21 protein-coding genes and 1 pseudogene are annotated in these 24,499 nt (G+C 72.6%); 13 read left to right on the top strand and 9 right to left on the bottom strand.

Translation table 11 applies throughout. The features are described 5' to 3' along the window. Positions 1–183: 183 nt before the first annotated feature. On the top strand, positions 184–2,388 hold the full coding sequence (locus B1H19_RS37205) for an FUSC family protein (protein ID WP_159028229.1): 2,205 nt from the start codon (positions 184–186) through the stop codon (positions 2,386–2,388). Positions 2,389–2,404: 16 nt separating this feature from the next. On the opposite strand, the gene B1H19_RS37200 is transcribed toward B1H19_RS37205, so the two are convergent. Next, entirely contained in the window at positions 2,405–3,061 is a 657-nt protein-coding gene (locus B1H19_RS37200; RefSeq protein WP_083109257.1) for a TetR/AcrR family transcriptional regulator, read from the bottom strand. A gap of 113 nt (positions 3,062–3,174) precedes the next feature. Between B1H19_RS37200 and B1H19_RS37195 the strand changes: the two genes are divergently transcribed. Beyond that, complete coding sequence (locus B1H19_RS37195) at positions 3,175–4,365, top strand: cytochrome P450 (protein ID WP_083109256.1); 1,191 nt, start codon at positions 3,175–3,177, stop codon at positions 4,363–4,365. A gap of 43 nt (positions 4,366–4,408) precedes the next feature. Next, on the top strand, positions 4,409–4,591 hold the full coding sequence (locus tag B1H19_RS37190; RefSeq protein WP_237289726.1) for a ferredoxin: 183 nt from the start codon (positions 4,409–4,411) through the stop codon (positions 4,589–4,591). Between the two features lie 92 nt (positions 4,592–4,683). Here the strand turns inward: B1H19_RS37190 and B1H19_RS37185 are convergent, their stop codons facing one another. Together B1H19_RS37185 and B1H19_RS37180 are read right to left on the bottom strand one after the other, a co-directional pair. Beyond that, positions 4,684–5,595, bottom strand: coding sequence for an SDR family oxidoreductase (locus tag B1H19_RS37185; protein ID WP_083109253.1), 912 nt, complete (start codon positions 5,593–5,595; stop codon positions 4,684–4,686). Then, positions 5,592–6,386, bottom strand: coding sequence for an SDR family oxidoreductase (locus B1H19_RS37180; protein WP_083109252.1), 795 nt, complete (start codon positions 6,384–6,386; stop codon positions 5,592–5,594). Before B1H19_RS37180 ends, B1H19_RS37185 begins: the two co-directional genes overlap by 4 nt. 81 nt (positions 6,387–6,467) lie before the next feature. Here B1H19_RS37180 and B1H19_RS37175 point away from each other — a divergent pair, with 81 nt between their 5' ends. The 4 genes from B1H19_RS37175 to B1H19_RS37160 are packed head-to-tail and all read left to right on the top strand — an operon-like array spanning position 6,468 to position 9,890. Further along, positions 6,468–7,277 (top strand): enoyl-CoA hydratase family protein, encoded by an 810-nt coding sequence (locus tag B1H19_RS37175; RefSeq protein WP_083109251.1) that lies wholly within the window; start codon positions 6,468–6,470, stop codon positions 7,275–7,277. Next, positions 7,274–8,116 (top strand): CoA transferase subunit A, encoded by an 843-nt coding sequence (locus B1H19_RS37170; protein ID WP_083109250.1) that lies wholly within the window; start codon positions 7,274–7,276, stop codon positions 8,114–8,116. Before B1H19_RS37175 ends, B1H19_RS37170 begins: the two co-directional genes overlap by 4 nt. Next, on the top strand, positions 8,113–8,841 hold the full coding sequence (locus B1H19_RS37165) for a CoA-transferase subunit beta (protein WP_083109249.1): 729 nt from the start codon (positions 8,113–8,115) through the stop codon (positions 8,839–8,841). Before B1H19_RS37170 ends, B1H19_RS37165 begins: the two co-directional genes overlap by 4 nt. A gap of 5 nt (positions 8,842–8,846) precedes the next feature. Next, complete coding sequence (locus tag B1H19_RS37160) at positions 8,847–9,890, top strand: NAD(P)H-dependent flavin oxidoreductase (protein ID WP_083110130.1); 1,044 nt, start codon at positions 8,847–8,849, stop codon at positions 9,888–9,890. A 388-nt stretch (positions 9,891–10,278) separates the two neighbouring features. Here the strand turns inward: B1H19_RS37160 and B1H19_RS37155 are convergent, their stop codons facing one another. Further along, positions 10,279–11,562, bottom strand: a complete 1,284-nt coding sequence (locus tag B1H19_RS37155; protein ID WP_083109248.1) for an MFS transporter — start codon at positions 11,560–11,562, stop codon at positions 10,279–10,281. A gap of 241 nt (positions 11,563–11,803) precedes the next feature. Between B1H19_RS37155 and B1H19_RS40670 the strand changes: the two are divergent. Then, positions 11,804–11,950, top strand: a pseudogene (locus B1H19_RS40670) (IS630 family transposase); the annotation flags it as partial. Between the two features lie 170 nt (positions 11,951–12,120). On the opposite strand, the gene B1H19_RS37145 reads toward B1H19_RS40670, so the two are convergent. Together B1H19_RS37145 and B1H19_RS37140 are read right to left on the bottom strand one after the other, a co-directional pair. Beyond that, positions 12,121–13,278, bottom strand: coding sequence for an acetyl-CoA C-acetyltransferase (locus B1H19_RS37145; RefSeq protein WP_083109247.1), 1,158 nt, complete (start codon positions 13,276–13,278; stop codon positions 12,121–12,123). A gap of 62 nt (positions 13,279–13,340) precedes the next feature. After that, on the bottom strand, positions 13,341–14,138 hold the full coding sequence (locus tag B1H19_RS37140) for an SDR family oxidoreductase (RefSeq protein WP_083109246.1): 798 nt from the start codon (positions 14,136–14,138) through the stop codon (positions 13,341–13,343). 104 nt (positions 14,139–14,242) lie between these two features. Here B1H19_RS37140 and B1H19_RS37135 point away from each other — a divergent pair, with 104 nt between their 5' ends. From B1H19_RS37135 to B1H19_RS37120, 4 genes are all read left to right on the top strand, one after another. Continuing rightward, positions 14,243–15,094, top strand: a complete 852-nt coding sequence (locus B1H19_RS37135; RefSeq protein ID WP_083109245.1) for an enoyl-CoA hydratase — start codon at positions 14,243–14,245, stop codon at positions 15,092–15,094. After that, positions 15,094–16,263 carry an acyl-CoA dehydrogenase family protein gene (locus tag B1H19_RS37130; protein ID WP_083109244.1) on the top strand — a complete coding sequence of 390 codons (1,170 nt, stop codon included), beginning with the start codon at positions 15,094–15,096 and terminating at the stop codon, positions 16,261–16,263. Before B1H19_RS37135 ends, B1H19_RS37130 begins: the two co-directional genes overlap by 1 nt. After that, entirely contained in the window at positions 16,263–17,258 is a 996-nt protein-coding gene (locus B1H19_RS37125) for an acyl-CoA dehydrogenase family protein (protein ID WP_083109243.1), read from the top strand. Before B1H19_RS37130 ends, B1H19_RS37125 begins: the two co-directional genes overlap by 1 nt. A 179-nt stretch (positions 17,259–17,437) precedes the next feature. After that, the gene (locus tag B1H19_RS37120) at positions 17,438–18,163 is read left to right on the top strand and encodes a flavodoxin family protein (RefSeq protein WP_083109242.1); all 726 of its coding nucleotides are present in this window, start codon (positions 17,438–17,440) and stop codon (positions 18,161–18,163) included. 32 nt (positions 18,164–18,195) lie between these two features. Here B1H19_RS37120 and B1H19_RS37115 read toward each other — a convergent pair whose 3' ends face one another. Then, positions 18,196–18,921, bottom strand: coding sequence for a Mut7-C RNAse domain-containing protein (locus B1H19_RS37115; RefSeq protein ID WP_083109241.1), 726 nt, complete (start codon positions 18,919–18,921; stop codon positions 18,196–18,198). Positions 18,922–19,073: 152 nt separating this feature from the next. Beyond that, positions 19,074–21,809, bottom strand: coding sequence for a SpoIIE family protein phosphatase/ATP-binding protein (locus B1H19_RS37110; protein WP_083109240.1), 2,736 nt, complete (start codon positions 21,807–21,809; stop codon positions 19,074–19,076). 561 nt (positions 21,810–22,370) lie between these two features. Here B1H19_RS37110 and B1H19_RS37105 point away from each other — a divergent pair. After that, positions 22,371–22,709: a hypothetical protein gene (locus B1H19_RS37105; protein ID WP_083110128.1), complete on the top strand. Its 339-nt coding sequence runs from the start codon at positions 22,371–22,373 to the stop codon at positions 22,707–22,709. Between the two features lie 33 nt (positions 22,710–22,742). Here B1H19_RS37105 and B1H19_RS37100 read toward each other — a convergent pair whose 3' ends face one another. After that, positions 22,743–24,197, bottom strand: coding sequence for an APC family permease (locus tag B1H19_RS37100; protein WP_083109239.1), 1,455 nt, complete (start codon positions 24,195–24,197; stop codon positions 22,743–22,745). Between the last annotated feature and the right edge of the window lie 302 nt (positions 24,198–24,499).

The following is a 24,499-nucleotide window of genomic DNA, read 5'->3' as shown; positions in this document are numbered from 1 at the left end:
CATGGGGTCCGGGTGCCCTGCGCACCGCCCCGTCTGCTGTGTGGCTGTCGCGAACCGTCCGGTGAACTGTCCGTTCGAGCTTCGCCGGAACTGTACGTAGCCGGGGGCGACTCCGCCAAACCCGGCCCCCCGCCCCACGGCTGCCGCGGTGCGGGGGAACGGCCCGCGGCCAATAGTGGAGGGGTGGAGCGTGGCGGACCGGGCCGTGGTGGGCACCGGGCCGTGGTGGGCACCGCGGCGCGGGTGACGGTCGCCGCGTGCATCGCCTTCTACCTGTGCCGTTACGGTCTCGACGCGGCGGTCATGGCGCTGTACGCCACCTTCACGGTGGTGGCGCTCGGTGTGCTCGCCCGGATCCCCGGTTCGGGCCGGCAGCGCGCCGTCACCACGCTCTGGGTCCTCCCGGCGGGAACGGCGCTGGTCGTCCTCGGCACCCTGCTGGCCGTCCGCACCTGGGCGGCCGTCCTCGGCATGCTGGTGATCGGCTTTCTGGTCGCCTACGCGGGGAGCGCGGGCCCGCGGATCGCCGGGGCGGCGCCGGGGATGCAGCTGCTGTACATCCTGCCGTGCTTTCCGCCGTACGCACCGGGCACCCTGGACCAGCGGGTTTACGGATTTGTGCTGGGGGCGGTGCTGCTGGCCGCGGCCCAGGTGCTGATTCTGCCCGAGCCGGTCACGCCGCCGTTCCGCGCGCTGTTGGCCGATGCCGCAGAGGCGGCCGCGGCGCTGGCCGACCACCACGACGGGCCCGCCCCCGAGCGGACGCTCGCGCGGGCCCGCACGGCGGCGGACCGGCTGCGCCCCTCTCGCGTCCCACCCGCCGATCTGCCCGCCTCCCCCACCCGCGCCCACAAGGCCATGGCGCATGCCGCCGAGACCGTCCGTACGCTGCTGGCGCAGCTGGCGGCGCTGCACGGCGCGGCCGCGCCCCGGGGCGGGTACCACGCGGAGACGGTGGGGTTGCTGGACGGCATCGCCGCCGCCCTGCGGCAGGCGGCGCGGGCCCTGCGCGCGGGACGGCGGCCGGGCGCCGAGCCGTCGGTGGCGGCGTTGCAGGCCGGGCTCGACCCCGTGCGCACCCGTCGGGCGGTGGCCGCGCTGGAGCGGCTGGGCGTCGATGACCGGCTGGTGTTTCTGCGCCGCCGGGCGCTGGTGGTGCAGGCGGCGGACTCCGCGGTGGTGCTGGTGCTGGCGACCCGGCTGCTGCTCGGGGACCGCGGCGTCGGCGCGGACCGGGCCGGGCACGCCTTCGCGTATGCGCGGACGCCGGCCTGGGTGCTGTGGTGGCGGCGGCTGTCCACGCACTTCACCCCGCGTTCGGTGATCTTCCAGAACGCCTGCCGCTTCGCGCTGGGCCTGGCCGCGGCGCGGGCGGTCGCCGGGGTGCTGGACCTCTCGCACGGTTTCTGGGTGCTGCTGGCGACGCTGACGCTCACCCGTACGACGAGCCTGGAGACCCGCTGGGTGGTCCGCCAGGCGCTCATCGGCACGCTGATCGGCGCGGCGGCGGCCGGGGTGCTGCTGGCGCTGGTGGAGGAGCGCACCACGGTGTACGCGCTGGTGCTGCCGGTCGTGATGCTCGCGGCGTTCACCCTGGGTCCGCTGCGCGGCCCGGCCTGGGCGCAGGGCGGCTTCACCCTCGTCGTCGCCACCCTGTTCGCGCAGGTCGCACCGGTGACCTGGCAGCTGGCCCCGACCCGGTTCGCCGATGTGCTCACCGGCAGCGTGATCGGCCTGGCATGCGGGCTGCTGGCCTGGCCGCGGGGTGCGGGCAGCGAGCTGCGCCGGAGCATGGCGGGGGTGTGCACGGCGGTCGCCGATGCCGTGGGGCGGACCGCGTCGCGGGTCGTCGAGCCGTCCGCGGGTCCGGCGGACGGCGCCGGGATCGTCGCCCTCAACCGCGCCCTCGTCCTGGCCGAGGAGAGCCTGGCCCAGTATCAGAGCGAGCCGCGTGAGGAGACCGCCCGGCAGCCGGACTGGCCCGCGGTGCTGGCCGCCGGGGCGCACGCCCGGCGCGGGGAGCGGCTGCTGCCCGGCCGCCCCGGACGGATCGGCGACGGGCCGGTCGGCGGCTGGCTACGGCGGGAGGCGGGGCGGACGGCGGAGGGGTACCGCGCCCTTGCCGAGCGGCTGCGGACGGGCGGACCGGACGGTCCCCGCGGCGCGCCGACCGACCCCGATGCTCCTCAACTCCTCAATATCCACGGGTTGTTGGAGGTCGTTCCGCCCCCGCCGCCGGATACGGACACGGACCGGGCCGCCGCGGCCGCCCTGCTGGTCGACGCGGTCGTCTGGCTGGACACGCTCACCGCCGATCTGCGCCGGATCCATGGGGAGATGGCGGAGATGGCGCGCCGGGCGGAGCCACCAGGGCCACGGCTCGCCTGACCCGCCGTGGTTCACCTCAGCCGCTGGTCTCCTCCTGCGGTCCGCCGGCCAGCAGGGTGCGCAGGGCGTCGCCGGTCAGCGCGCATATCGTGTCCGGGTCGGCGCTCGCCAGCGGTTCTTTTCCGACAACCACCCGCATCAAGCCAATTCCGAGCAGCCAGGAGAGCGCCAGATCGGCCCGCAGAGCGCCGTGGTCGGCGCTCGACTGGGTCGCCAGCACCTCCGCGTACTCCTCCCCCAACCCCCTGAGCGCCTCGGCGATTTCGTCGCTGCCGCCGATGGAGCGCAGACAGACCTCCAGCGAACGGTCCTTGGCGGCGCCGTCGCCGGAGCCGTCGGCGAGCATGCCGCGCAGGGCGACCTCGAAGAGGTTCTGTGGCGGGGTGGTCCGCAGCTGTTCCTGGCCGCCGCGCGCCATCACCTCTCCGAACAGGGCCTTCTTCGAGCCGAAGTAGCGGAAGAGGAGGGCCTGGTTGGCGCCGGCGCGGGCGGCGATATCGCGTACGGTGGCGCGTTCGTAGCCGCGTTCGGCGAAGAGCTGCGACGCCGCGTCGAGCAGCCGCAGCCGGGTGCCTTCGGCATCCCGCCGGTGCCCGGCCGCGGCGACGGCGCCGCCGCCCTCGCCGTCGTCGCCGCAGGCGGTCTCCCGTGCCGTCCGCCTCGTCGTTCCCATCGTCATGCTCCTCTCCGACGGTCCGTCACCAGGACGGCCGTAAAACGTCGTTGACCGCCCGGCAGGGTGCGTCCTACCTTGTGTAAGCAGGTGCTTACATGAGGGAGGTCCGCATGACCACGGCCGATACAGCACCACTTTCCTACCCTTTCAATACGCCCGAGAGCCTCGACCTCGCCGAGGAGTACGCGCACGTCCGCAACCGGCCCGGCCTGGTGCGCGTAAGGATGGCCTACGGCGAGCCGGCCTGGCTCGTCACCCGTTACGCCGACGCCCGGCTCGTCCTCGGCGATCCGCGTTTCAGCCGGGCCGAGGGCGCTTCGCACGACGAGCCCCGGCAGTCCGAGGGCCGCCGCGACAGCGGCATCCTGGGCATGGACCCGCCCGATCACACCCGGCTGCGCTCTCTGGTCGCCCGGGCCTTCACGGTCCGTCAGGCCGAGAAGCTGCGGCCGCAGGTCAGGGAGCTGACCCGCGAGCTGCTGGACGAGCTGGAGGCGGCCGGGCCGCCGGCCGATCTGGTCGACCGCTATGCGCTGCCCCTTCCGGTGGCGGTGATCTGCCGCATGCTCGGCGTACCGGCCGAGGACCGGCCGCGGTTCCGGGTGTGGAGCGATGCCGCGCTGTCGACGAGCTCGCTCACCGCGGAGGAGTTCGACACCAATCTTGAGGAACTGCGCGCCTATATGCGGCAGTTGATCGAGGATCATCGCCAGGCGCCGCGCGATGACCTGATGACGGCGCTGATCGACGCCCGCGACGTCGGCGACCGGCTCTCCGAGCTGGAGCTGGTCGATCTGTGCGTGGGAATCCTCGTCGCGGGCCATGAGACGACCGCCACCCAGATACCCAACTTCGTGCTCGCGCTGCTGGATCATCCGGACGAACTGGCCCGGCTGCGCGCGCAGCCGGAGCTGATCGGCAGCGCCGTCGAGGAGCTGCTGCGGTTCGTCCCCCTGGGCAGCGGTGCGGGCCAGCCCCGGTATGCGAAGGAGGACGTCGAGGTCGGCGGCACGCTCGTACGGGCCGGTTCCCCCGTCCTGGTCGCGGTGGGCGCCGCCAACCGCGATGCGCTGCGCTTTTCCGAGCCGGGAAAGCTGGACATCTCCCGGGACGGCAATCAGCACCTCGGATTCGGGCACGGGGCGCATCACTGCCTGGGCGCACCGCTGGCGCGGCTGGAGCTCCAGGAGGCGATCGGCGCGCTGATCGGCCGCTTCCCCGGGCTGCATGTGGCCGGTGACGTGGTGTGGAAGAGCCAGATGCTGGTGCGTGGCCCGCGGGTGCTGCCGGTGGGGTGGTGAGGCCGTCATGACGTGGAGAGCGGAAATCGATCCCAAGCGGTGCATGGCATCGGGGATGTGCGCCACCATCGCACCGGAGCTGTTCGCCCTGGGTGAGCGGGTCTCGCGTCCGGTCGCCGAGGAGATAGCGGCGGACGAGCGGGCGCTGGATGCGGCCGACTGCTGTCCGGCCCTGGCCATCACGGTGTACGACGAGGGGGGCGACGTCATCGGCCCCCGGCCGTAGACACCGCGCCCGACTCGGCCCCCGGCCGTAGGCGCCCGTCCGAAGCCGCCGCGCCCCGCGCCGGGGACCTGCCCGGCGTGGGGCGCGCGGCATCAGCGCGCCCCGTACACCGGCCGCGGCCGCTCGGCGGCGGCGAGGAGCGCGCGGGCCGCCTCGCCAGCCTCGGCCGGGGTGCGCCGGGCGCCCTTGTCGGCGGTGGGGCCGGGCCGCCAGCCCTCCATGACGGTGATCCGGCCGCCCTCGGCCTCGAAGACGCGGCCGGTGACGCCCTCGCAGTCGGCGGAGGCGAGCCAGACGACGAGCGGGGAGACGTTCTCGGGGGCCATGGCGTCGAAGTCCCCCGCGGCGGGCGCCGCCATGGTCTCGGCGAAGGTGTGCTCGGTCATCCGGGTGCGGGCGGCCGGAGCGAGCGCGTTGACCTGGATGCCGTAGCGGCCCAGCTCCGCGGCGGCGACGAGGGTGAGGCCGACGATCCCGGCCTTGGCGGCGGAGTAGTTGCCCTGACCGACGCTGCCGAGGAGGCCGGCGCCGGAACTGGTGTTGACGATCCGGGCCGTGGGCGTACGGCCCGCCTTGGCCTCGGCGCGCCAGTGGGCGGCGGCGTGCTTGAGCGGCAGGAAGTGCCCGGTGAGATGGACGCGCAGGACGGCGTTCCAGTCGTCCTCGTCGAGGTTGACGAGCATCCGGTCGCGCAGGAATCCGGCGTTGTTGACGAGGGCGTCGAGGCGGCCGAAGGCGTCGAGGGCGGTGGTGACGAGGGAGGCGGCGCCGTCGGTGGTGGTGATGTCGCCGGTGTGGGCGACGGCCCGGCCGCCGCGGGCACGGATCTCGTCGGCGACGCGCTGGGCGGGGCCGGCCGAGGAGCCGGCGCCGTCGGCCGCCACGCCGAGGTCGTTGACGACGACCCGGGCGCCCTCGGCGGCGAGGGCGAGCGCATGGGCGCGGCCGAGGCCGCGGCCGGCTCCGGTGACGGCGGCGACGCGTCCGGTGCAGATCCCGGTCATCTTCCCTGCTCCTTGGGGTGGTTGACGGTGGCGGCGGCGAGGAAGGCGGGGCGTTCCCCGCCGCCGTGGACGAGGAGGGCGGCGCCGCTGAGGTAGGCGGCGCGGTCGGAGGCGAGGAAGACGCAGGCGTCGCCGATCTCGTCGGGTTCGGCGAGCCGGCCGAGCGGGACGGTGGCGCCGACGGCGGCGATGCCCGCCTCGTCCCCGTAGTGCTGGGCGGCGCGTTCGGTGCGGACCATGCCCGGGACGAGGGTGTTGACGCGGACGGTGGGGGCCCATTCGACGGCCATGGTGCGGGCGAGGCTGTCCAGACCGGCCTTGGCGGCGCCGTAGGCGGCGGTGCCGGGTGAGGGGCGGGTGCCGCTGACGCTGCCGATCATCAGGACGGTGCCGCCGTGCGGCTGGGTGCGCATCACTTCGTAGGCGGCGAGGGAGGCGGTCAGCGGGGCGGTGAGGTTGAGGTCGATGACCCGGGCGTGGCGTTCGGCGTCGGCCTCGCCCAGGAGGCGGTAGGGGGTGCCGCCGGCGTTGTTGACCAGGCAATCGAGGCGGCCGTGGTCGGCGGCGATGCGGGGGAAGAGGTCGCGTACGGCGGTGGGTTCGCGCAGGTCGAGGGGGCGGAAGTGCGCGGTACGACCGGCGGCCCGGACCGGGGCGTCGGGCGGGCGCCGGGCGCAGACCACCACCTCGGCGCCGGCCCGGAGGAAGGCGCGGGCGATACCGGCGCCGACGCCCCGGGTGCCCCCGGTGACCACCGTCACGCGTCCGGTCAGATCGAGCGTCACGGCCATCCGGCCCCCTCCCGCAGCGCGCGGTCCGCTGCTAACTTCGCTACCTAACAAGCGCTTGGTTGAAAGGTAGCTGATCTGCTCATGGGTGTCTCCACCTCCCGGCCGGACCAGGACCGGGGCCAGGGCGCGGACCGGGGCATCGCCCAGGTCACCGTCGATTTCCCGCCGGTCAACGCCCTGCCCGTACAGGGCTGGTACGACCTCGCCGACGCCGTCCGCGCCGCCGGCCGCGACCCCGGGGTCCGCTGCGTCGTCCTGGCCGCCGAGGGGCGCGGATTCAATGCGGGCGTCGACATCAAGGAGATGCAGCGCGACACCGCCGCGGGCGGCCACGGCGCGCTGATCGGCGCCAGCCACGGGTGTGCGGAGGCGTTTGCGGCGGTCTACGACTGCGAGGTGCCGGTCATCGCGGCGGTGCACGGCTTCTGTCTCGGCGGCGGCATCGGCCTGGTGGGCAATGCGGACGCCGTCGTGGCGAGCGAGGACGCCGTCTTCGGCCTGCCCGAACTGGACCGCGGCGCGCTCGGCGCGGCCACCCATCTGGCCCGGCTGGTCCCCCAGCATCTGATGCGCACGCTCTACTACACCTCGCGCACCGCCACCGCCGCCGAACTGCACGCCCACGGCTCGGTCTGGAGGGTCGTCCCGCGCGACCGACTCCTCGATACCGCACTGGAGTTGGCGCGGGAGATCGCCGCGAAGGACGGTTCCCTGCTGCGAATGGCCAAGGCCGCCCTCAACGGCATCGACCCCGTCGACGTCCGCCGCAGCTACCGCTTCGAGCAGGGCTTCACCTTCGAGGCCAACCTCAGCGGGGTGGCCGACCGCGTCCGCGACACCTTCGGCACGCCGCACCGGGCAACGACGGAAGAAGGGGAGGTCCGGCCGTGACCGACAAGACGATGACGCCCGAGGACGTCGTCTCCCGGCTCCGCAGCGGGATGACCCTCGGCATCGGCGGCTGGGGCTCGCGGCGCAAGCCGATGGCCCTGGTGCGGGCGCTGCTGCGGTCGGATATCACCGATCTGACGATGATCGCGTACGGCGGGCCGGACGTGGGGCTGCTCGCGGCCGCCGGCCGGATCCGCAAGCTGGTCACCGCGTTCGTGACGCTCGACTCGATCCCCCTGGAGCCACATTTCCGCGCGGCGCGCCAGTCGGGCGCCCTGGAGCTGACGGAGGTGGACGAGGCGATGTTCATGTGGGGGCTGCACGCCGCCGCGAATCGGCTGCCGTTCCTGCCCGTCCGCGCGGGCCTGGGATCGGACGTCATGCGGGTCAACCCCGGTCTGCGCACGGTCACTTCGCCCTACGCGGACGGCGAGACCTTCGTCGCGATGCCAGCGCTGCGCATGGACGCGGCCCTGGTCCATGTCAACCGCGCCGACCGGCTGGGCAACGGCCAGTACCTGGGCCCCGATCCGTACTTCGACGATCTGTTCTGCGAGGCGGCCGATGCGGCGTATGTCTCGTGCGAGGAGATCGTGGCGGGGTTCGGAGACGCGCCGTTGCCGACCCTGCTCGTCAAACGGCATGCGGTCACCGGTGTCGTCGAGACGCCGAACGGTGCGCACTTCACCTCGTGCGTGCCCGACTACGGCCGCGACGAGGCGTTCCAGAAGCTGTATGCGACCACCCCCTGGCCGCGGTTCGCGGAGCGTTTCCTGTCCGGCGGCGACGAGAAGTCCTACCAGAGCGCCGTCCAGTCCTGGCAGGAGGAGGGCCGATGACCAGCCGCGCGGAGTACTGCGTGCTCGCCTGCGCCGAGGCGTGGCGGGACAACGGCGAGGTGCTCGCCAGCCCGATGGGCCTGATCCCGTCCCTCGGGGCCCGGCTGGCCCGGCGGTCCTTCTCCCCCGACCTGCTGCTGACCGACGGCGAGGCGACGCTCGTCGGGCCCGACGGTGAGCGGGAGGGCTGGCTGCCGTACCGTCAGCATCTGGCGATGGTCACCGGTGGCAGGCGGCACGTCATGATGGGCGCGAGCCAGCTCGACCGCTTCGGCAACCAGAACATCTCCTGTATCGGCGACTGGGCCGCACCGCACCGGCAGCTGCTCGGGGTACGCGGCGCACCCGTCAACACCCTGAACAATCCGGTCAGTTACTGGGTTCCGCGGCATTCCCGGCGGGTGTTCGTCCCGAAGGTCGACATGATCAGCGGGGTCGGCTACGACAGCGCGGCCGCGGCCGGGCCGTCCGCGACCCGCTACCACCGCATCCCGCGGGTGGTCACCGACCTAGGGGTGTTCGACTTCGAGACCCCCGAGCGCACGATGCGGCTCGCCTCTCTGCACCCCGGTGTGACGGTGGCGGAGGTCCGGCAGGCCACCGGTTTCGACCTCGTCATCCCCGCCGAGGTACCCCGCACCCGCGAGCCGAGCGCGGCGGAGCTGCGTCTGATCCGCGAGGTCATCGACCCGGACGGGCGGCGCGAGGGCGAGGTGCCGTCGTGACCGGGATCGCCACCGCGCTGACCGCGCTGACCGGGGTGCGCTATCCGATCGTGCAGACCGGGATGGGCTGGGTGGCCGGGCCGCGGCTGGTCTCGGCGGCGGCGCAGGCGGGCGCGCTGGGGATCCTGGCGTCGGCCACCATGACCACCGGTCAGCTGCGGGCCGCGATCGGCGAGGTGCGCTCCCGTACGGACCGGCCGTTCGGGGTCAATCTGCGGGCGGATGCGGGCGATGCGGCAGAACGCGTCGGCATCCTCGTGGCGGAGAAGGTGCGCGTCGCGTCGTTCGCGCTGGCACCCTCGCGGGAGCTGATCACCCGGCTCAAGGACGCGGGTGTCGTCGTGATCTGCTCGGTCGGCGCCCGCCGGCACGCGGAGAAGGTCGCGGCCTGGGGCGCGGACGCGGTGATCGTCCAGGGCGGCGAGGGCGGCGGGCACACCGGGAGCGTCGCCACGACCGTGCTGCTCCCCCAGGTCGTCGACGCCGTGGACATCCCCGTCATCGCCGCGGGCGGCTTCTTCGACGGGCGGGGCCTGGTCGCGGCGCTGGCCTACGGCGCGGCCGGGATCGCGATGGGCACCCGCTTTCTGCTGACGTCGGACAGCACCGTGCCGTCGGCCGTGCAGGCCCGCTATCTGGCGGCGCAGGCCGCGGACATCACCGTCACCAGGAAGGTGGACGGGCTGCCGCACCGGATGCTGCGCAGCGAACTGGTCGAGGCGCTGGAGCGCTCCGGCCGCGCCGCCGCGCTCCTCACGGCGGTGCGGCATGCCGCGTCGTTCCGGAAGCTGTCCGGGCTGAGCTGGGCACAAATGGTACGGGACGGCCTGGCGATGCGTCACGGCCGGGAGTTGACGTGGAGTCAGGTACTGCTGGCGGCCAACACCCCGATGCTGCTGAAGGCGTCGATGGTCGACGGCCGTACGGACCTCGGGGTGATGGCGTCGGGCCAGGTCGCCGGGGTGATCGAGGATCTGCCGTCGTGTGCGGAGCTGGTGGAGCGGCTCATGGCCGAGGCACACGAGGCGCTGGCGGCGCTGCCGCGGTGAGGAGGGCTGGGGCCGGTGTCTCAGGGCGTGCGTCTGCGTCGCCATGGATACGCGGTCGACGCGTCGAGCGCTTCCTCGTGAACATCGGCAAAGGGTGGAGCACTTCGCTGTGAACGTCTACGAGGTGGGGTGGATGCCGAACAAGAACAGCGCCAACCGGGCACTTCAACTGGCTTGCGAGTGACATGACTTGGGTGGGAATCACCAGAAATGGCTGCGCGGCCGTCGTCCCGTGCCCCGACGCCCGGCATCGGCAAGCGCCACCCCAGTGGCTCCAGGGCGGCGCTTGCCCGTGTGCACGGTCACGCCCGACAGACCCCCAGACGCCCGACGGCCCCCAGACACCCGACTCGGACGCTCGCCCAGGCGGCAGGGGCGAGGGAGCCGCTCATGCCTCCCTGGCGGGCACGTCCGTCGGCACCAGGGTGTCCTCGCTCGCCGGCACGGCGTCCCGGGTGGTGCACAGGATCGGTGCGGCCAGCAGCAGTACGCCCACGCCGAGGATGCCGACGCCGTACCACCCGCCCACGTTCCAGATCTGGGATCCGACCAGGGAGCCCGTCGCGATGCCGATGAACCGCGTGGTGAAGTAGAGGGTGTTGAGCCTGCTGTGCTGCGCCGGGTCCAGTTTGAACAGCATGGCCTGATTGACCACCTGGTTGCCCCAGACGCCGACATCGAGGAGTACGACGCCGAGCACCAGCAGGGCCAGCCAGTTCTTTCCCCCGGCCAGCGCGGCCCAGCCGGCCAGCGAAACGATCAGCAACAGCGTCTGCGTGTACCTGCCGCCCTTGCGGTCCGCCAGCCGCCCGGCCCGCGGCGACCCCAGTGCGCTCGCCGCAGCAACCAGGCCGAACAGTCCGGCGATGCCGGGACCGTAGCCGTAGGAGTCCTGAAGGACGAAGGCGAGCGTCGTCCAGAAGGCGCCGAACGAGATGCCGACCAGCGCACCGGACAGACAGACCCGGCGCACCAAGGCGTGGTCGGCGAGCAGCTTCGGCAGGCTCCCCAGCAACTCCCGGTACGGCATGGCGGAGGCGCCGGTGATGCCCTTGGGCAGTGCGAAGAACAGCAGGGCGACCAGCATCACCATCAGCGCGACCGAGCAGCCGTAGACCCAGCGCCAGCCCACCAGGGCGGCCAGCGCTCCCGCGTAGGCGCGCGAGGCCAGCAGGCCGACCAGCAGACCGCCCTGCAAGACGCCCACGGTCCGCCCCTTGGTCCGCTCGCCGGAGAGCGCCACCGCCAGCGGGATCACGATCTGCGGGATGGGTGTGAGCGCCCCCAGGAGGAAGCTGACCACGGTGAGGACGGCAAGGTTCGGCGCCACCGCTGCGGCCGCCAGCGCCACCGTGGTTGCCGTGCCCAGCGTCAGGATCAGCTTCCTGCGGTCCCGGGTGTCGCCGAGGGGCACCAGCAGCAGGATGCCGAGCGCGTAACCGAACTGGGTCGCCGTGGGAACCGAACCCATCGCGCCTTCGGAGACGCCGAAGGAGTGCGCCATGTCGGTGAGGACCGGCTGGTTGAGGTAGATGTTGGCGGAGGAGATCGCGCAGGCCAGGGTGAGCGTGACGGTCAACGCCCGCCCGAGACCGGTGCCAGGGGAGGTGCCTTTCGCCAGGCCGGCCGCGGCCCTTGCTGCGGCGCCTGAACTCCCCGTGTTCACATGCATTCCGTGAGGCTAACAAGCAAGATCATCGTTGCCCATCCCGCAAAATCCAGCCATCGTGCGGACCTCGAAGACATGCGAATAAGGCGAGGGAGATCGCCCTCCGAGCCGGACCTGAGAGTTGGTTCAAGAAACTCCACCGATGCCAGGTTTCAGGGCCACACGGCGCGGGCGTTCCCCTCGGCCGATTTGCGGGCGCATGCACGCGCCAGGCAACGACATGCAGGCTCCGCCCGAGGGCCACATCGAGGCGCAGTTCACCGTCCTGAGCTGCGTCACCCCCGACGGCACCGACCACGCCAGCCACAAGGAGCAAGGCAGCATGACCCGCCGCTTCCTCATCTTGCGAAACCGCCACGCTGACGATCACCGGCTACGAACTGTGGTCGAGATGGACCAGAAGATCTCCATGACGGTGCAGGCGCGGTGGGAAGGGAACACGGCCAGTAGGGCAGGTGGCATCAGCGAGCCTCACGGGACGCCGCCTCCCAGTTGCCTCCCGGCCAACGGTTTGAAAAGACTGAAGGACCAGGCCACGGGGGGGGAAACACCGGACCGGATTCAGAGCCGCTCGATGATCGTGACATTGGCCTGGCCGCCGCCCTCGCACATGGTCTGGAGCCCGAACCGGCCGCCGGTGCGCTCCAGTTCGTGCAGCAGCGTCGTCATCAGCCGCGCGCCGGTCGCGCCGAGCGGGTGGCCGAGGGCGATGGCGCCGCCGTTGACATTGACCTTCTCCGGGTCGGCGCCGGTCTCCTTCAGCCACGCCAGCACCACCGGAGCGAAAGCCTCGTTGATCTCGACCAGGTCGATGTCGTCCAGCGTCATCCCGGCCTTCTTCAGCGCGTGGGCCGTGGCGGGGATCGGCGCGGACAGCATCCGGATGGGGTCCTCGCCGCGTACGGAGAGGTGGTGGATGCGGGCGCGCGGGGTCAGACCGTGGTCGGCGAGGGCCCGTTCGGAGGCGAGGAGCATCGCGGCGGCGCCGTCGGAGACCTGGGAGGAGACCGCCGCGGTCAGCCGGCCGCCCTCGACGAGGGGGGCCAGGGCGGCCATCTTCTCCAGGGAGGTGGTGCGGCGCGGGCCCTCGTCGGCGGTGACGTCGCCGTAGGGGACGATCTCCCGTGCGAAGCGGCCCTCGTCCATGGCGCGGACGGCCCGCTGATGGGAGCGCAGCGCGAACTCCTCCATCTCCCGCCGGCCGATTCCCCATGTGGTGGCGATCAGTTCGGCGCCGTGGAACTGGTTGACGGGTGCTTCGCCGTAGCGGGCTCGCCAGCCGCCGGATCCGGCGAACGGGCCCTCGGTCAGCCCCAGCGGCTCGGCGGCCTGCCGGCTGGCGAAGGCGATCGGGATCTGCGACATGTTCTGGACGCCGCCCGCGACGACCAGGTCCTGGGTACCGGAGAGCACGCCCTGGGCGGCGAAGTGGATCGCCTGCTGCGAGGAGCCGCACTGGCGGTCGACGGTGACGCCGGGCACCTCCTCGGGCAGTCCGGCGGCCAGCCAGCAGGTGCGGGCGATGTCTCCGGCCTGCGGCCCCACGGCGTCCAGGCAGCCGAAGACGACGTCCTCGACGGCGGCGGGGTCGGCGCCCGTACGGTCCATCAGGGCCGCGAGGACATGCGCGCCGAGGTCGGCGGGGTGCACGGCGGCCAGGCCGCCGCCCTTCTTGCCCACGGGGGTGCGCAGCGCGCCGACGATATACGCCTCGGACATCACGGTCTCCTGTCATGAGTCTGCAAAGGTGCCGGCCGGTTCCGCAAGGTGCGCGGGCGGTCTCAGGCGTGCTGCGAGCTGACCGAGACCGTCTCCCCGGTCATGTACGAGGCGTAGTCGCCGGCCAGGAAGACGATGACGTTGGCGACCTCCCAGGGCTCGGCGTGGCGGCCGTACGCCTCTTTCCCGGTGAGTTCGGCCAGCAGTTCGGGGGTGGTGACCTTCACCAGATGGGGGTGCAGGGCCAGGCTGGGCGCGACCGCGTTGATCCGTACGCCGTAGGCGGCGGCCTCCAGGGCGGCGCAGCGGGTCAGGGCCATCACTCCGGCCTTGGCGGCGGCGTAGTGGGCCTGGCCGCGCTGGGCGCGCCAGCCGAGGACGGAGGCGTTGTTGACGATCACGCCGCCCTCGCCGGTGGCCTTCATGCGGCGCAGGGCGGCCCGGGTGCAGCGGAAGGTGCCGTTCAGGGTGACGTCGAGGACCCTGCCCCACTGGTCGTCGGTCATCTCGACGAGGTCGGCGGTGCCACCGAGTCCGGCGTTGTTGACGAGGATGTCGAGCCGGCCGTGGCGTTCCTCGGCGAGGTCGAACAGCGCGGTGACCTGTTCCTCGTCGGTGACGTCGCAGGGCAGCCCGGCGACGCGGTCGGCGCCGAACTCCCCGGCCAGGGCCGCGGTGCTCTCCTCGACCCGGCGGACGTGGGCGTCGCCGAGGACGATGCGGGCGCCCTCCTGAAGGAAGCGGCGCGCGGTGGCGCCGCCGATGCCGGCTCCGGCGGCGGCGGTGATGACGGCGGTCCGCCCGGCGAGCAGGTCATGACCGGGGACGTAGGGCGGCGGCTGGGGGGTCGCGGGGTTCATGGGCGGGCCTCCTTGCGGAAGCTCTCGGCGGCGGACGGGGCCTCGACGCTGCTCATGACGGTACGTTAATCTACCAAACACTTGTTAGGGAAGGAGGGCGGGCGATGACCGCCACCCCGGACGACGAGCCGGTGCACTACGCACGCCAGGGGCCGATCGCGACCGTCACCATGAACCGGCCGGACTACCGCAACGCCCAGAACTCCGCGATGACGTACGCCCTCGACCGCGCCTTCTACCGCGCCGCCGACGACGGCGAGGTCAAGGTCGTCGTCCTGGCCGGCGCGGGCCGGCACTTCTCCGCGGGCCATGACATCGGCAGCCCCCGGCGCGATGCCCACCTCCCCTTCGAGCGCCGGGCGGGCCTGTGGTGGGACCACTCGGACAAGGAGGGGGCCGAGAGCCGGTTCGCCCGCGAGTCCGAGGTCTATCTGGGGATGTGCCGCCGCTGGCGCGAGCTGCCCAAGCCCGTGATCGCCTCGGTCCAAGGGGCCTGCGTGGCGGGCGGGTTGATGCTCGCCTGGATCTGCGACCTGATCGTCGCCGCCGACGACGCCTTCTTCGCCGATCCCGTCGTCCGGATGGGCATCCCCGGCGTCGAGTACTTCGCCCACCCCTGGGTGATGCCGCCGCGGATCGCCAAGGAGTTCCTCTACACCGGCGACCGGATGAGCGCCCGGCGGGCGTACGAGGTCGGCATGGTCAACCGGGTGGTCCCCGGGGACGAACTCGCCACCCGTACCGAGGAGTTGGCGCTGCGTATCGCCGGAATGCCGCGGCTCGGGCTGGCCCTGGCCAAACGCGCCGTCAACCAGGCCGAGGACCTCCAGGGCCTGCACACCGGGCTGGACTCCGTCTTCGGCCTGCACCATCTCGCCCATGCGCACAACGCCGAGACGTCCCGGGACGCGCTCGGCGGGATGGACATCGCGCGGATGAAGGAGGCCGGCTCCTGATGGATCTGGACGTCACCGACGCCGAGGAGGCGTTCCGGGGCGAGGCCCGCGCCTGGCTCGCCGCGCACGTCCCGGCCACGCCGCTGCCGTCGCTGGAGACCGCGGAGGGTTTCGCCGCCCACCGCGCATGGGAGCGCCGGCTCGGCGCGGACCGCTGGTCGGCCGTCTCCTGGCCCACGGAGTACGGCGGCCGGGGCGCCTCGCTGCTGGAGTGGCTGATCTTCGAGGAGGAGTACTACGCGGCGGGCGCACCCGGCCGGGTCGGCCAGAACGGGATCAGCCTCCTCGCCCCCACCCTCTTCGCGCACGGCACCGAGGAGCAGCGCGCCCGCATCCTTCGGCCCATGGCGCGCGGCGAGGAGATCTGGGCGCAGGCGTGGTCCGAGCCGGAGGCGGGCTCGGACCTGGCCTCCCTGCGGTCGACGGCCGTCCGCACCGACGGCGGCTGGCTGCTGCGCGGCCAGAAGACCTGGTCCTCGCGCGCCGCCTTCGCCGACCGCGCCTTCGGGCTCTTCCGCAGCCAGCCGGGCACCCCCCGGCCGCACCAGGGGCTGACCTACCTCATGTTCCCGCTGGACGCCCCTGGGGTGACGGTCCGTCCGATCGGCCGTCTCGACGGCAAACCCGCCTTCGCCGAGCTCTTCCTCGACGAGGTCTTCGTCCCCGACGCGGACGTGATCGGCGAGCCGGGAGCGGGCTGGCGGGTCGCGATGAGCACGGCGGGCAACGAGCGCGGGCTGACGCTGCGCAGCCCCGGCCGCTTCACCGCCGCGGCGGACCGGCTGACCGCGCTGTGGCGCGCGAACGCTGCCCCGTCCGACACCGCGCTGCGCGACCGGGTCGCCGACGCCGTGATCGGCGCCCGCGCCTACCAGCTCTTCACCTACGCCAACGCCTCCCGGCTCGCCTCCGGAGAGGCCCTCGGCGCCGAATCCAGCCTCAACAAGGTCTTCTGGTCCGAACTGGACATCGCCCTGCACGAGACCGCACTCGATCTGCTCGGCCCGTACGGCGCCCTCGCCGACGACGCCGACGACGCACCGGAGCACGGGAGTTGGGCGGAGGGCTACACCTTCTCCCTCGCCGGACCGATCTACGCGGGCACCAACGAGATCCAGCGCGACATCATCGCCGAGCGGCTGCTCGGGCTGCCGAAGGGACGCCGGTGATGCGCTTCCTCCTGACCGCTGAGCAGCGGGAGTTCGGCCGGACGCTGGACGGCATGCTGGGCGCATGCGGCACCCCGTCCGCCATCCGGGCCTGGGCGTCGGGCGATGCCAAGCCGGGGCGCGAGGTGTGGGCGCGGCTCGCGGCGGCGGGGGTGTTCGGCCTCGCGGTGCCGCAGGAGCACGACGGATCGGGCCTGCTGCCCGTCGAACTGACCGTGGCCTTCCATGAGTTGGGGCGTCATGCGGTGCCCGGTCCGCTGGCCGAGACGGTGGCCGCGGCGGCGTTCCTCGGCCGCCTGGGCGACGGTGCGGCAGCCGCCGCATTGCTGCCCGGGATCGCCTCCGGCACGGCCGTCGTCAGTCTGTGCATGGACGGGCCGTACGCCCTGGACGCGGACGCCGCCGACGCCGTCCTCACCGTCCGGGACGACACCGTCCACCGCACCGCACGCCATGGCCCCGTCCAACCCTGCGCGGACCCGGCCCGCCGACTGGCCCGCCCCCTGGACGGCGTCCTCCTCGCCCGCGGCCCGGCGGTGACCGCGGCCGCCGCGCACGCCCTCGACATCGCGCGGCTGGCCACGGCCGCCCAGTGCCTGGGGCTGGGCCGCGCCCTGCTGGACGGCACGGTCTCCTACGTCAAGGAGCGCACCCAGTTCGGCGTGCCGATCGGCTCCTTCCAGGCGGTCAAACACCGCCTCGCCGACACTCTGATCGCCCTGGAGTTCGCCCGGCCGCTGGTGCATGCGGCCGCGCTGGCCCTGGCGACGGATGCCCCGGCTGCCGCCCGGGAGACGGCCGCGGCGAAGGTGGCCGCCGGCGAGGCGGCGTACGCCGCGGCCCGTACCGCGCTCCAGCTGCACGGCGCCCTCGGCTACACCGACGAACTCGACCTCTCCCTGTGGATCCGCAAGGCCCGCACCCTGCGCGACGCCTGGGGCACCCCCGCCGAATGCCGGGCCCGCGTCCTGGCGGACCCGCCGGACGGCAACTGACCGGCGTACGCCCTCGGGGAGCGCGCATGAGCGAGCGCAGCGGGCTCATCGCACCGATGGTGGCGGTGCGCCCGGTGCGTCCACCCGCCCGGGCTCATACGTTCGGAGCCGCCCCGGTGGCCCGCCCCGTCCGCCGACGGGAGGCTGGGAGCGCATCCGTCCGCCGCAAGGGAGCCCCCATGGCCACCGCCTCCCCGTCCGCCCTCCGCTACGACGGCCTGAGCGCCCTGTTCATCAACTGCACCCTCAAGCGCTCCCCCGAGACCAGCAACACCGAGGGCCTGATCGACAAGAGCCGGGGCATCATGGCGGACGCCGGTGTCGCCACCGAGGTCCTGCGCGCCGTCGACCACGACATCGCCACCGGCGTCTGGCCGGATATGACCGAGCACGGCTGGGCGTCGGACGCCTGGCCGCGGCTGTACGAGAAGGTGACGGCCGCCGACATCCTCGTCCTCTGCGGCCCGATCTGGCTCGGCGACAACAGCTCGGTCATGAAGCAGATCATCGAGCGGCTCTACGCCTGCTCCAGCGTCCTCAACGACCGCGGCCAGTACGCCTACTACGGCCGGGCCGGCGGCTGTCTGATCACCGGCAACGAGGACGGCATCAAACACTGCTCCATGAACGTCCTCTACAGCCTCCAGCACCTCGGCTACACCATCCCGCCCCAGGCCGACGCCGGCTGGATCGGCGAGGCCGGGCCCGGGCCCTCGTATCTGGACCCGGGCTCGGGCGGCCCGGAGAACGACTTCACCAACCGCAACACGACCTTCATGACCTGGAACCTGATGCATATCGCGGCGATGCTCAAGGCGGCGGGCGGCATCCCCGCCCACGGCAACCGGCGCACGGAGTGGGACGCGGGCTGCCGGGGCGACTCCCCCAATCCCGAGCACCGCTGAACGCCGCCGCGGGACAGGGCATCGGACAGGTCCTAGCGGGCGGTCTCCCGCAGCGCCTTGTTCACGATCGCCTCCAGACGGGCGTGGTGCGCCCCGCGCCAGTAGACCCGGCCGCAGGAGGTGCACTGCGCGAAGACGTCGTAGGTGCGCTGGGTGCCGCCCTCCAGACGCTCCTGGACGGAGTCCTTGTCGGCGTCCGTCAGATCGCCGTTGCAGGCGGTGCAGCGGGTCCAGGGGGCCAGGGCAGGGGCGAACCGCCGCAGGACGTCGTCGAGTTGGTCCTCGGGGCGGTCGCTGTAGACATAGGCACCGGCCCAGATCTCCCGCCGGCGCAGCAGCCCGCGGTCCCGGGAGAGGAGAACCCGCCGTTCCCTGGCCGAGAGGGCGGCGAGCGCGGCATCGCCCGGGTCCTCGTTGGTGTACGCCGCGTCGACGCCGAGCAGCCGCAGCCGGCGCGCCAGGGTGCCGAGGTGGACATCGAGCAGAAAGCGCAGGGGCGCGCCGGGAACCTGCTGGGGACGTTCGACGGCGCGCACCTCGACCCGTTCCTCCGCCCGCGGGATGTGGGAGACGGGGACCTCGCGGCCGTCGACGAGCAGTCGGCCGACCTCGGTGAGCGGGACGCCCAGGGACTCGATGACATGGCCGAGCGTGGCGGCCCCGTCGGTCACGACGCGGCGGCCCGCCGGAGTGCGGCCTGCCGTGAGGAAAAGGTGCAGGTCGGGCGGGAATGTCACATGGATCTCGGGACCGTTCACGCGGCCAGCATGCCATCGGGGCGGCGGACGGGCCACGGAATACCTCGGGCATCGCGGCGGCCGCCGGGTCCACGGGCGTCGCCGAGCCGGGACCGCGCGGTCAACGTGCGTGACCCGCCCGCCCGTTGGGCCCGGGGCCGGGCCCGCGTCGTTCAGGCCACCGGCGGGCTGAGCAACGGCGCCCCCTGCTCCCCCACCACCTCCTCCACCAGCGGCTGCTCGGTCCAGATGACCTTGCCGTCGCCGGTGTAGCGGGTGCCCCAGCGTTCGGCGAGCTGGGCGATGAGGAACAGGCCGCGGCCGCCCTCGTCGGTGGTGGCGGCCTGGCGCAGATGCGGGGAGGTGCTGGAGTGGTCGGAGACCTCGCAGATCAGCGAGCGGTCGCGGATCAGACGGACGTGGATGGGGCCGGAGGCGTAGCGGATGGCGTTGGTGACGAGTTCGCTCAGGATGAGCTCGGCGGTGAAGGCGGCGTCTGCCAGATCCCATTCGACGAGTGTGCGCACCGCGGCGGCGCGCACCTCGGCGACGGCCGAGGGGTCGGCGGGCACGTCCCAGTCGGCGACATGGGCGGCGTCCAGGACGCGGGTGCGGGCGACCAGCAGCGCGATGTCGTCGGTGGGCCGCTCGGGCAGCAAAGTGCGCAGCGCGGCCTCGCAGGTCTCCTCCGGGGTGCGGCCCGGGTTGCCGGCCAGGGTGCGGGCGAGTTCGGCCATGCCGGCGTCGATGTCCCGGTCGCGGTCCTCGACCAGGCCGTCGGTGTACAGGACCAGCCGGCTGTCCTCGGGGAGCGTCAGTTCCCAGGTCTCGAAGGGCATCCCGCCCAGGCCGAGCGGCGGTCCACCGGGCACCTCGGCGAACTCGGCGGTGCCGTCGGGGCGCAGCAGCAGCGGCTGGCAGTGCCCGGCGCGGGCGATGGTGCAGCGGCCGGATGCGGGGTCGTAGAGGGCATAGAGACAGGTGGCGCCGGTGATGGCGGCGGTGCCGTCGGCGGCGTCGGCGGCTTCGTCCTGGTCGATCCTGGTGACCAGCTCGTCCAGGTGCCACAGCAGTTCGTCGGGCGGCAGGTCGAGGTTGGCGAAGTTGTGGACGGCGGTGCGCAGCCGGCCCATGGTGGCCGCGGCGTGCAGCCCGTGGCCGACGACATCGCCGACGACGAGGGCCACCCGGGCGCCGGGCAGCGGGATGATGTCGAACCAGTCGCCGCCGACGCCGCCGACGCCGCCGAGTCCGGCCTGGGCGGGGAGATAGCGGTAGGCGGCCTCGACGGCGTTCTGCTCGGGCAGGCCGCGGGGCAGCAGGCTGCGCTGGAGGGTGACCGCCATGGCGTGTTCGCGGGTGTAGCGGCGGGCGTTGTCGACGCTGACCGCGGCGCGGGCGACCAGCTCCTCGGCCAGGGAGAGGTCCTCCTCGTCGAAGGACTCGGGCTCCTGGGCGCGCCAGAACATCGCCACGCCCAGGATGACGCCGCGGGCGCGCAGCGGGACGGCGATCATCGAGTGGATGCCGTGGTCCAGGAGCCGCTGCGCCCGCTCGGGGTCCTGGCGCTGCCAGCCGGACAGCGCGGCCAGCTCCGGTTCGAGGACGGGTTCGCCGTTCACCAGGCCCTCGCCCAGCGAGGTGCCCGGGTGGAAGCGGACGACCTTGCCGACCGGGTAGAGGGCGGTGTTCTCGGCGTCGCGGCCGCTGACGGCGGTGCGCCGCATTTCGGGGCCGGTGCCGGAGGGGGTGGGCTCCTCGCCGCGCAGGACGGCTCCGGCGAGGTCGACGGTGACGATGTCGGCGAACCGGTGGGCGGCGAATTCGGCCAGTTCCTCGCAGGTGCGGACGACGTCGAGGGTGGTGCCGATCTCGGTGCCCGCCTCGTAGAGGAGCTTGAGCCGGCCGCGGGCGATATCGGCCGTGCCGATGAGGGCCTGGAGCTCGGTGGTGTCGCGCAGGGTGATGACGCTGCCGGGCGGGCCGCCGGCCTGGTCGGTGGAGCGCTGGTTGACGGCCAGCAGGCGGTCGCCGACGGGGTGCACCTCGTCGCTCGCCTGCCGCCCGGAGGACAGCAGCGCCGCGATGTCCGGGCCCAGTCCGAGGGCGGCGGCCTGGCGGCCCTCGACGTCGGCGGGCAGGCCGAGCAGCCGGCGGGCCTCGTCGTTGGCGAGCAGCACCCGGCCGCTGCCGCTGACGATGAGGACGCCCTCGCGGACGGCGTGCAGCACCGCGTCGTGGTGCTCGTACATCCGCGTCATCTCCGCCGGGCCCAGGCCGTGCGTCTGGCGCCGCACCCGCCTGCTGACCAGGGCGGTACCGCCGGTGGTCAGCAGCAGGACGGCCCCGGCGGCACCGAACAGCAGCGGGAACTGGCCGTTGACCACTCCGCTGACCTTGCTGATGGTGATGCCGGCGGACACCAGGCCGACGACCTTGCCGCTGTGGCGGTCGGTGACCGGGACGACCGCCTGGATGAGGGGTCCTATGGTCCCGGTGATCTTCTCGGTGACGATGCCGCCCGCCAGGGCGGGGGCGAGATTGCCGACGAACTTCTTGCCGATGCGGTTGGCCAGCGGGTGGGTGTAGCGGATGCCCCGGGTGTTCATCACGACGACGAAGTCGACGCCGGAGCCTATACGGGCGGCTTCGGCGCGGGGCTGGAGTACGGCGGTGGGATGGGGGCTTTTGAGGGCCTGCTCGATCCCCGGGGAGCTGGCGAAGGTCTCGGCAACGGCGACCGAACGGTTGCGGGCCTCGCGCTCCGAGTCGGTTCTGGACTGCAGCACGAGTGCCGCTATGGCTGCGGCGACCAGCAGCACCACGATCGCCACCTGGAGGAGAAAGACCTGGCCCGCGACAGTTCGCATTCTCAGAACCGAACGCGGGCGGCCGTAGCGTCCGGCCATGTCCTCTTTCTACACCTCCCGCATACGGTGGGCGAGCCGCGCGATGCGGAGCGCAGCCGCTCGGGCTGCACCGCGACGGCCGAGTTCACGGGCATTGCGGAGTCGGTCCGATGATCCCGCGCGGTCGCCCGGTGCACCAGAGGGCCAGTAAACCAGTGGGTATGTTTCACGGCTATGCGGTTGCGGAGTTCTTTGTCCGCGGATGCGCATTACCGGGGCGTCGCGGCCGGTACGGGAAGGGCCCTCCTTCCCGGCTCGGGTGATTTGTCCGAGGAGAGGCGGGAATTGCGGGGCATACGGTATTCGCGCCGGTCACCCTCCGCCATCCCGGGGAAACGCAATTGCCTCCCTTTCCCTCCGTTGTTCTTCACCGGCGTGTAACTCTTGCCACAGGTTTGACCGGCGGAATTCCGGTTTTCGGCCGCTCGGGTGGCCGTGGCCGAATGCCTAATTGCCTGGTCAGCCCGTATCCCCGCAAGATCGACGGGAGTGCGGGGAGCGGGGCCGCGGGGCTTTGGACGCCCCTGTGGGCCGGCGATGCGGTATGAGACGTTCGTGGGCATGCATGTTGCTGAGGAGATCCGTGCCGAGGCGGTCGCGCTCATCGACCGCCATGCGCGCGGTGCATGGAAGCCCCATGACGCCGATCGGCGAGCCGCCGTGGCGTTGTTCCGCTTCCTGGAGACGGGGCTGCCGCTGACCGGCGAGCAGATCCGCTCCGCCCTCGTGCACACGGAGCCGCCGGCCGGTGCGAGCGAGGGCCTGCGGGCGCTGCTGCGGGCGACGGCCGCACTGCTCGACGACACGGCAGTGGCCGACGGCCCCGCCGGGCGGGACGCCGTCGACCACGTGTGTCTGCTGCTGGACGCGCTGGCCCTGGCCCGGCCCGACGGGACGTAGCGGGCGGGCCAGGGGCGCCGGGGGTCGGTATGGCTAGGCGTTCACCGGAGAGAGCGCGGTCTCCTCGGTGGGCGCCTGCTCGTCTTCCGGGACGGAGATCACCCAGTGGGTGCTCTGCCGGGGCCGGAGGTAGACGGCCCAGTACACGGCCGCCCCGGCAACGATGAATCCGGTGATCAGCAGGCTCTTGGTGCTCTGCTGCCACAGCACCCAGACCAGCACGAGCACCAGCAGCGCCGGGATCGCCGGCCACAGCGGCATCCGCCAGGCCGCCCGGTGCTTGTGGGCCCCGCGACGGGAGACCAGGGCGCCCAGCGCGACGAAGACGTACATGGCGGCGACGGCCACGCCGGTGACCTCGCTGAGCGTGTCGAGGTTGACGAAGCACAGCACCGCACCGGGGACGCCGACCACGAGGGTGGCCACCCAGGGCGAGTTGAAGCGCTTGCTGACGTGCGAGAAGGCGCGGTTGACGGAAGTCGGCCAGGCGGCGTCGCGGGCCGAGGAGAACACCACGCGGGAGTTCTGGATCACCATCACGATGGCCGCGTTGATGATGGCCAGGGCGATGCAGAGGCTGACGAAGGTGCCGATGGAGGAGTTGCTCCAGGACTGCACCATGCCGGCCACGTCACCGGCGCCCAGGGTCTTGAGGTCGGGCGCGCCCAAGGTGATGGCGACGACGGGGATCATGACGACTGCGGCACCGATGGCCAGGGTCCACAGGACCGTGCGCGAGACGTTGCGGCGCGGATTCTCCATCTCCTCGGCCAGGTACACGGCGGTGGAGAAGCCCTGGAGGATGAAGAGCGCGGTGGCCAGTCCGGCGATGATCAGGCCCGCGGTGACCGGGGTGCTGTGGCCGTGTCCGGCGTCCATGACCGGGTGGACGAGCACCGAGGCGGAGCGGTGGGTGTGGGTGAAGCCGAGGAAGGCGACGACGGCGCAGGCCACGACTTCCAGGACGAGGAAGATGCCGGTGATCCAGGCGTTGGCGCGCAGGTCCAGCAGACCCATCACGGTGGCGAGCAGCATGACGCCGGCCGCGGTCCACTGCGGATCCAGATGCACGATCGGGGCCAGATAGTCGGCGGTGCCCAGCGCGATGATGGGCGGCACGATCATGACGACGATCAGCGAGAGTATGAAAACCAGCCATCCTGCGAGCCGGCCCATGAGGGTGCCGACCATGGCGTACTCACCGCCCGAACTCGGGATGAGGGTGCCGAGTTCGGAGTAGGTGAAGGCGACACCGATACACAGCACCGCGGCGATGGCGATGGTGAGGGCGGCGCCGGTGCCCAGCGTGGCGAACGAGTCCGGCACGATCACGAAGAGCGAGGACGCCGGGGTCAGACAGGACAGGGTCAGCAGCGTCCCGCCGACCACGCCGATGGAGCGGGTGAGCTTGGGGGCCGATTTCTCCGTCTGGCGGACGTCTGCGTCGGGGGCTGCGGAGGCAGCGGTCTGGCTGGGCATGTCGGTCATCCGTGTCCCATCGGTGCTGGCGGCAGAACGGGGGCACTCTTCGACGGAGAGAGCCGTGCGGCGGGGATCCGGGGAATCACCGGCTCCGCTGTGGTGACCGAATAAAACCCCTGCCGTCGACTGACGTCAAGGTCTTGTTAAGAGGGTGAGACAACGAAATCCGTTGTGGCGCGGAAGTCAAGCAGGGCAATCGATGTTGACTTCGCCGCCTTTTCCGCGGATTTCGTGGCACCCCGGGGAGATGCGGATTCCGGCGCCCGCGCACCGCGGCCCCGCGGAATCCCTTGTCGGCACGGGGAGTC

Source organism: Streptomyces gilvosporeus, assembly GCF_002082195.1.
GTDB lineage: Bacteria > Actinomycetota > Actinomycetes > Streptomycetales > Streptomycetaceae > Streptomyces > Streptomyces gilvosporeus.
The sequence above is the reverse complement of the archived record's forward strand: the minus strand, read 5'-3'. Positions and strand labels throughout refer to the sequence as shown.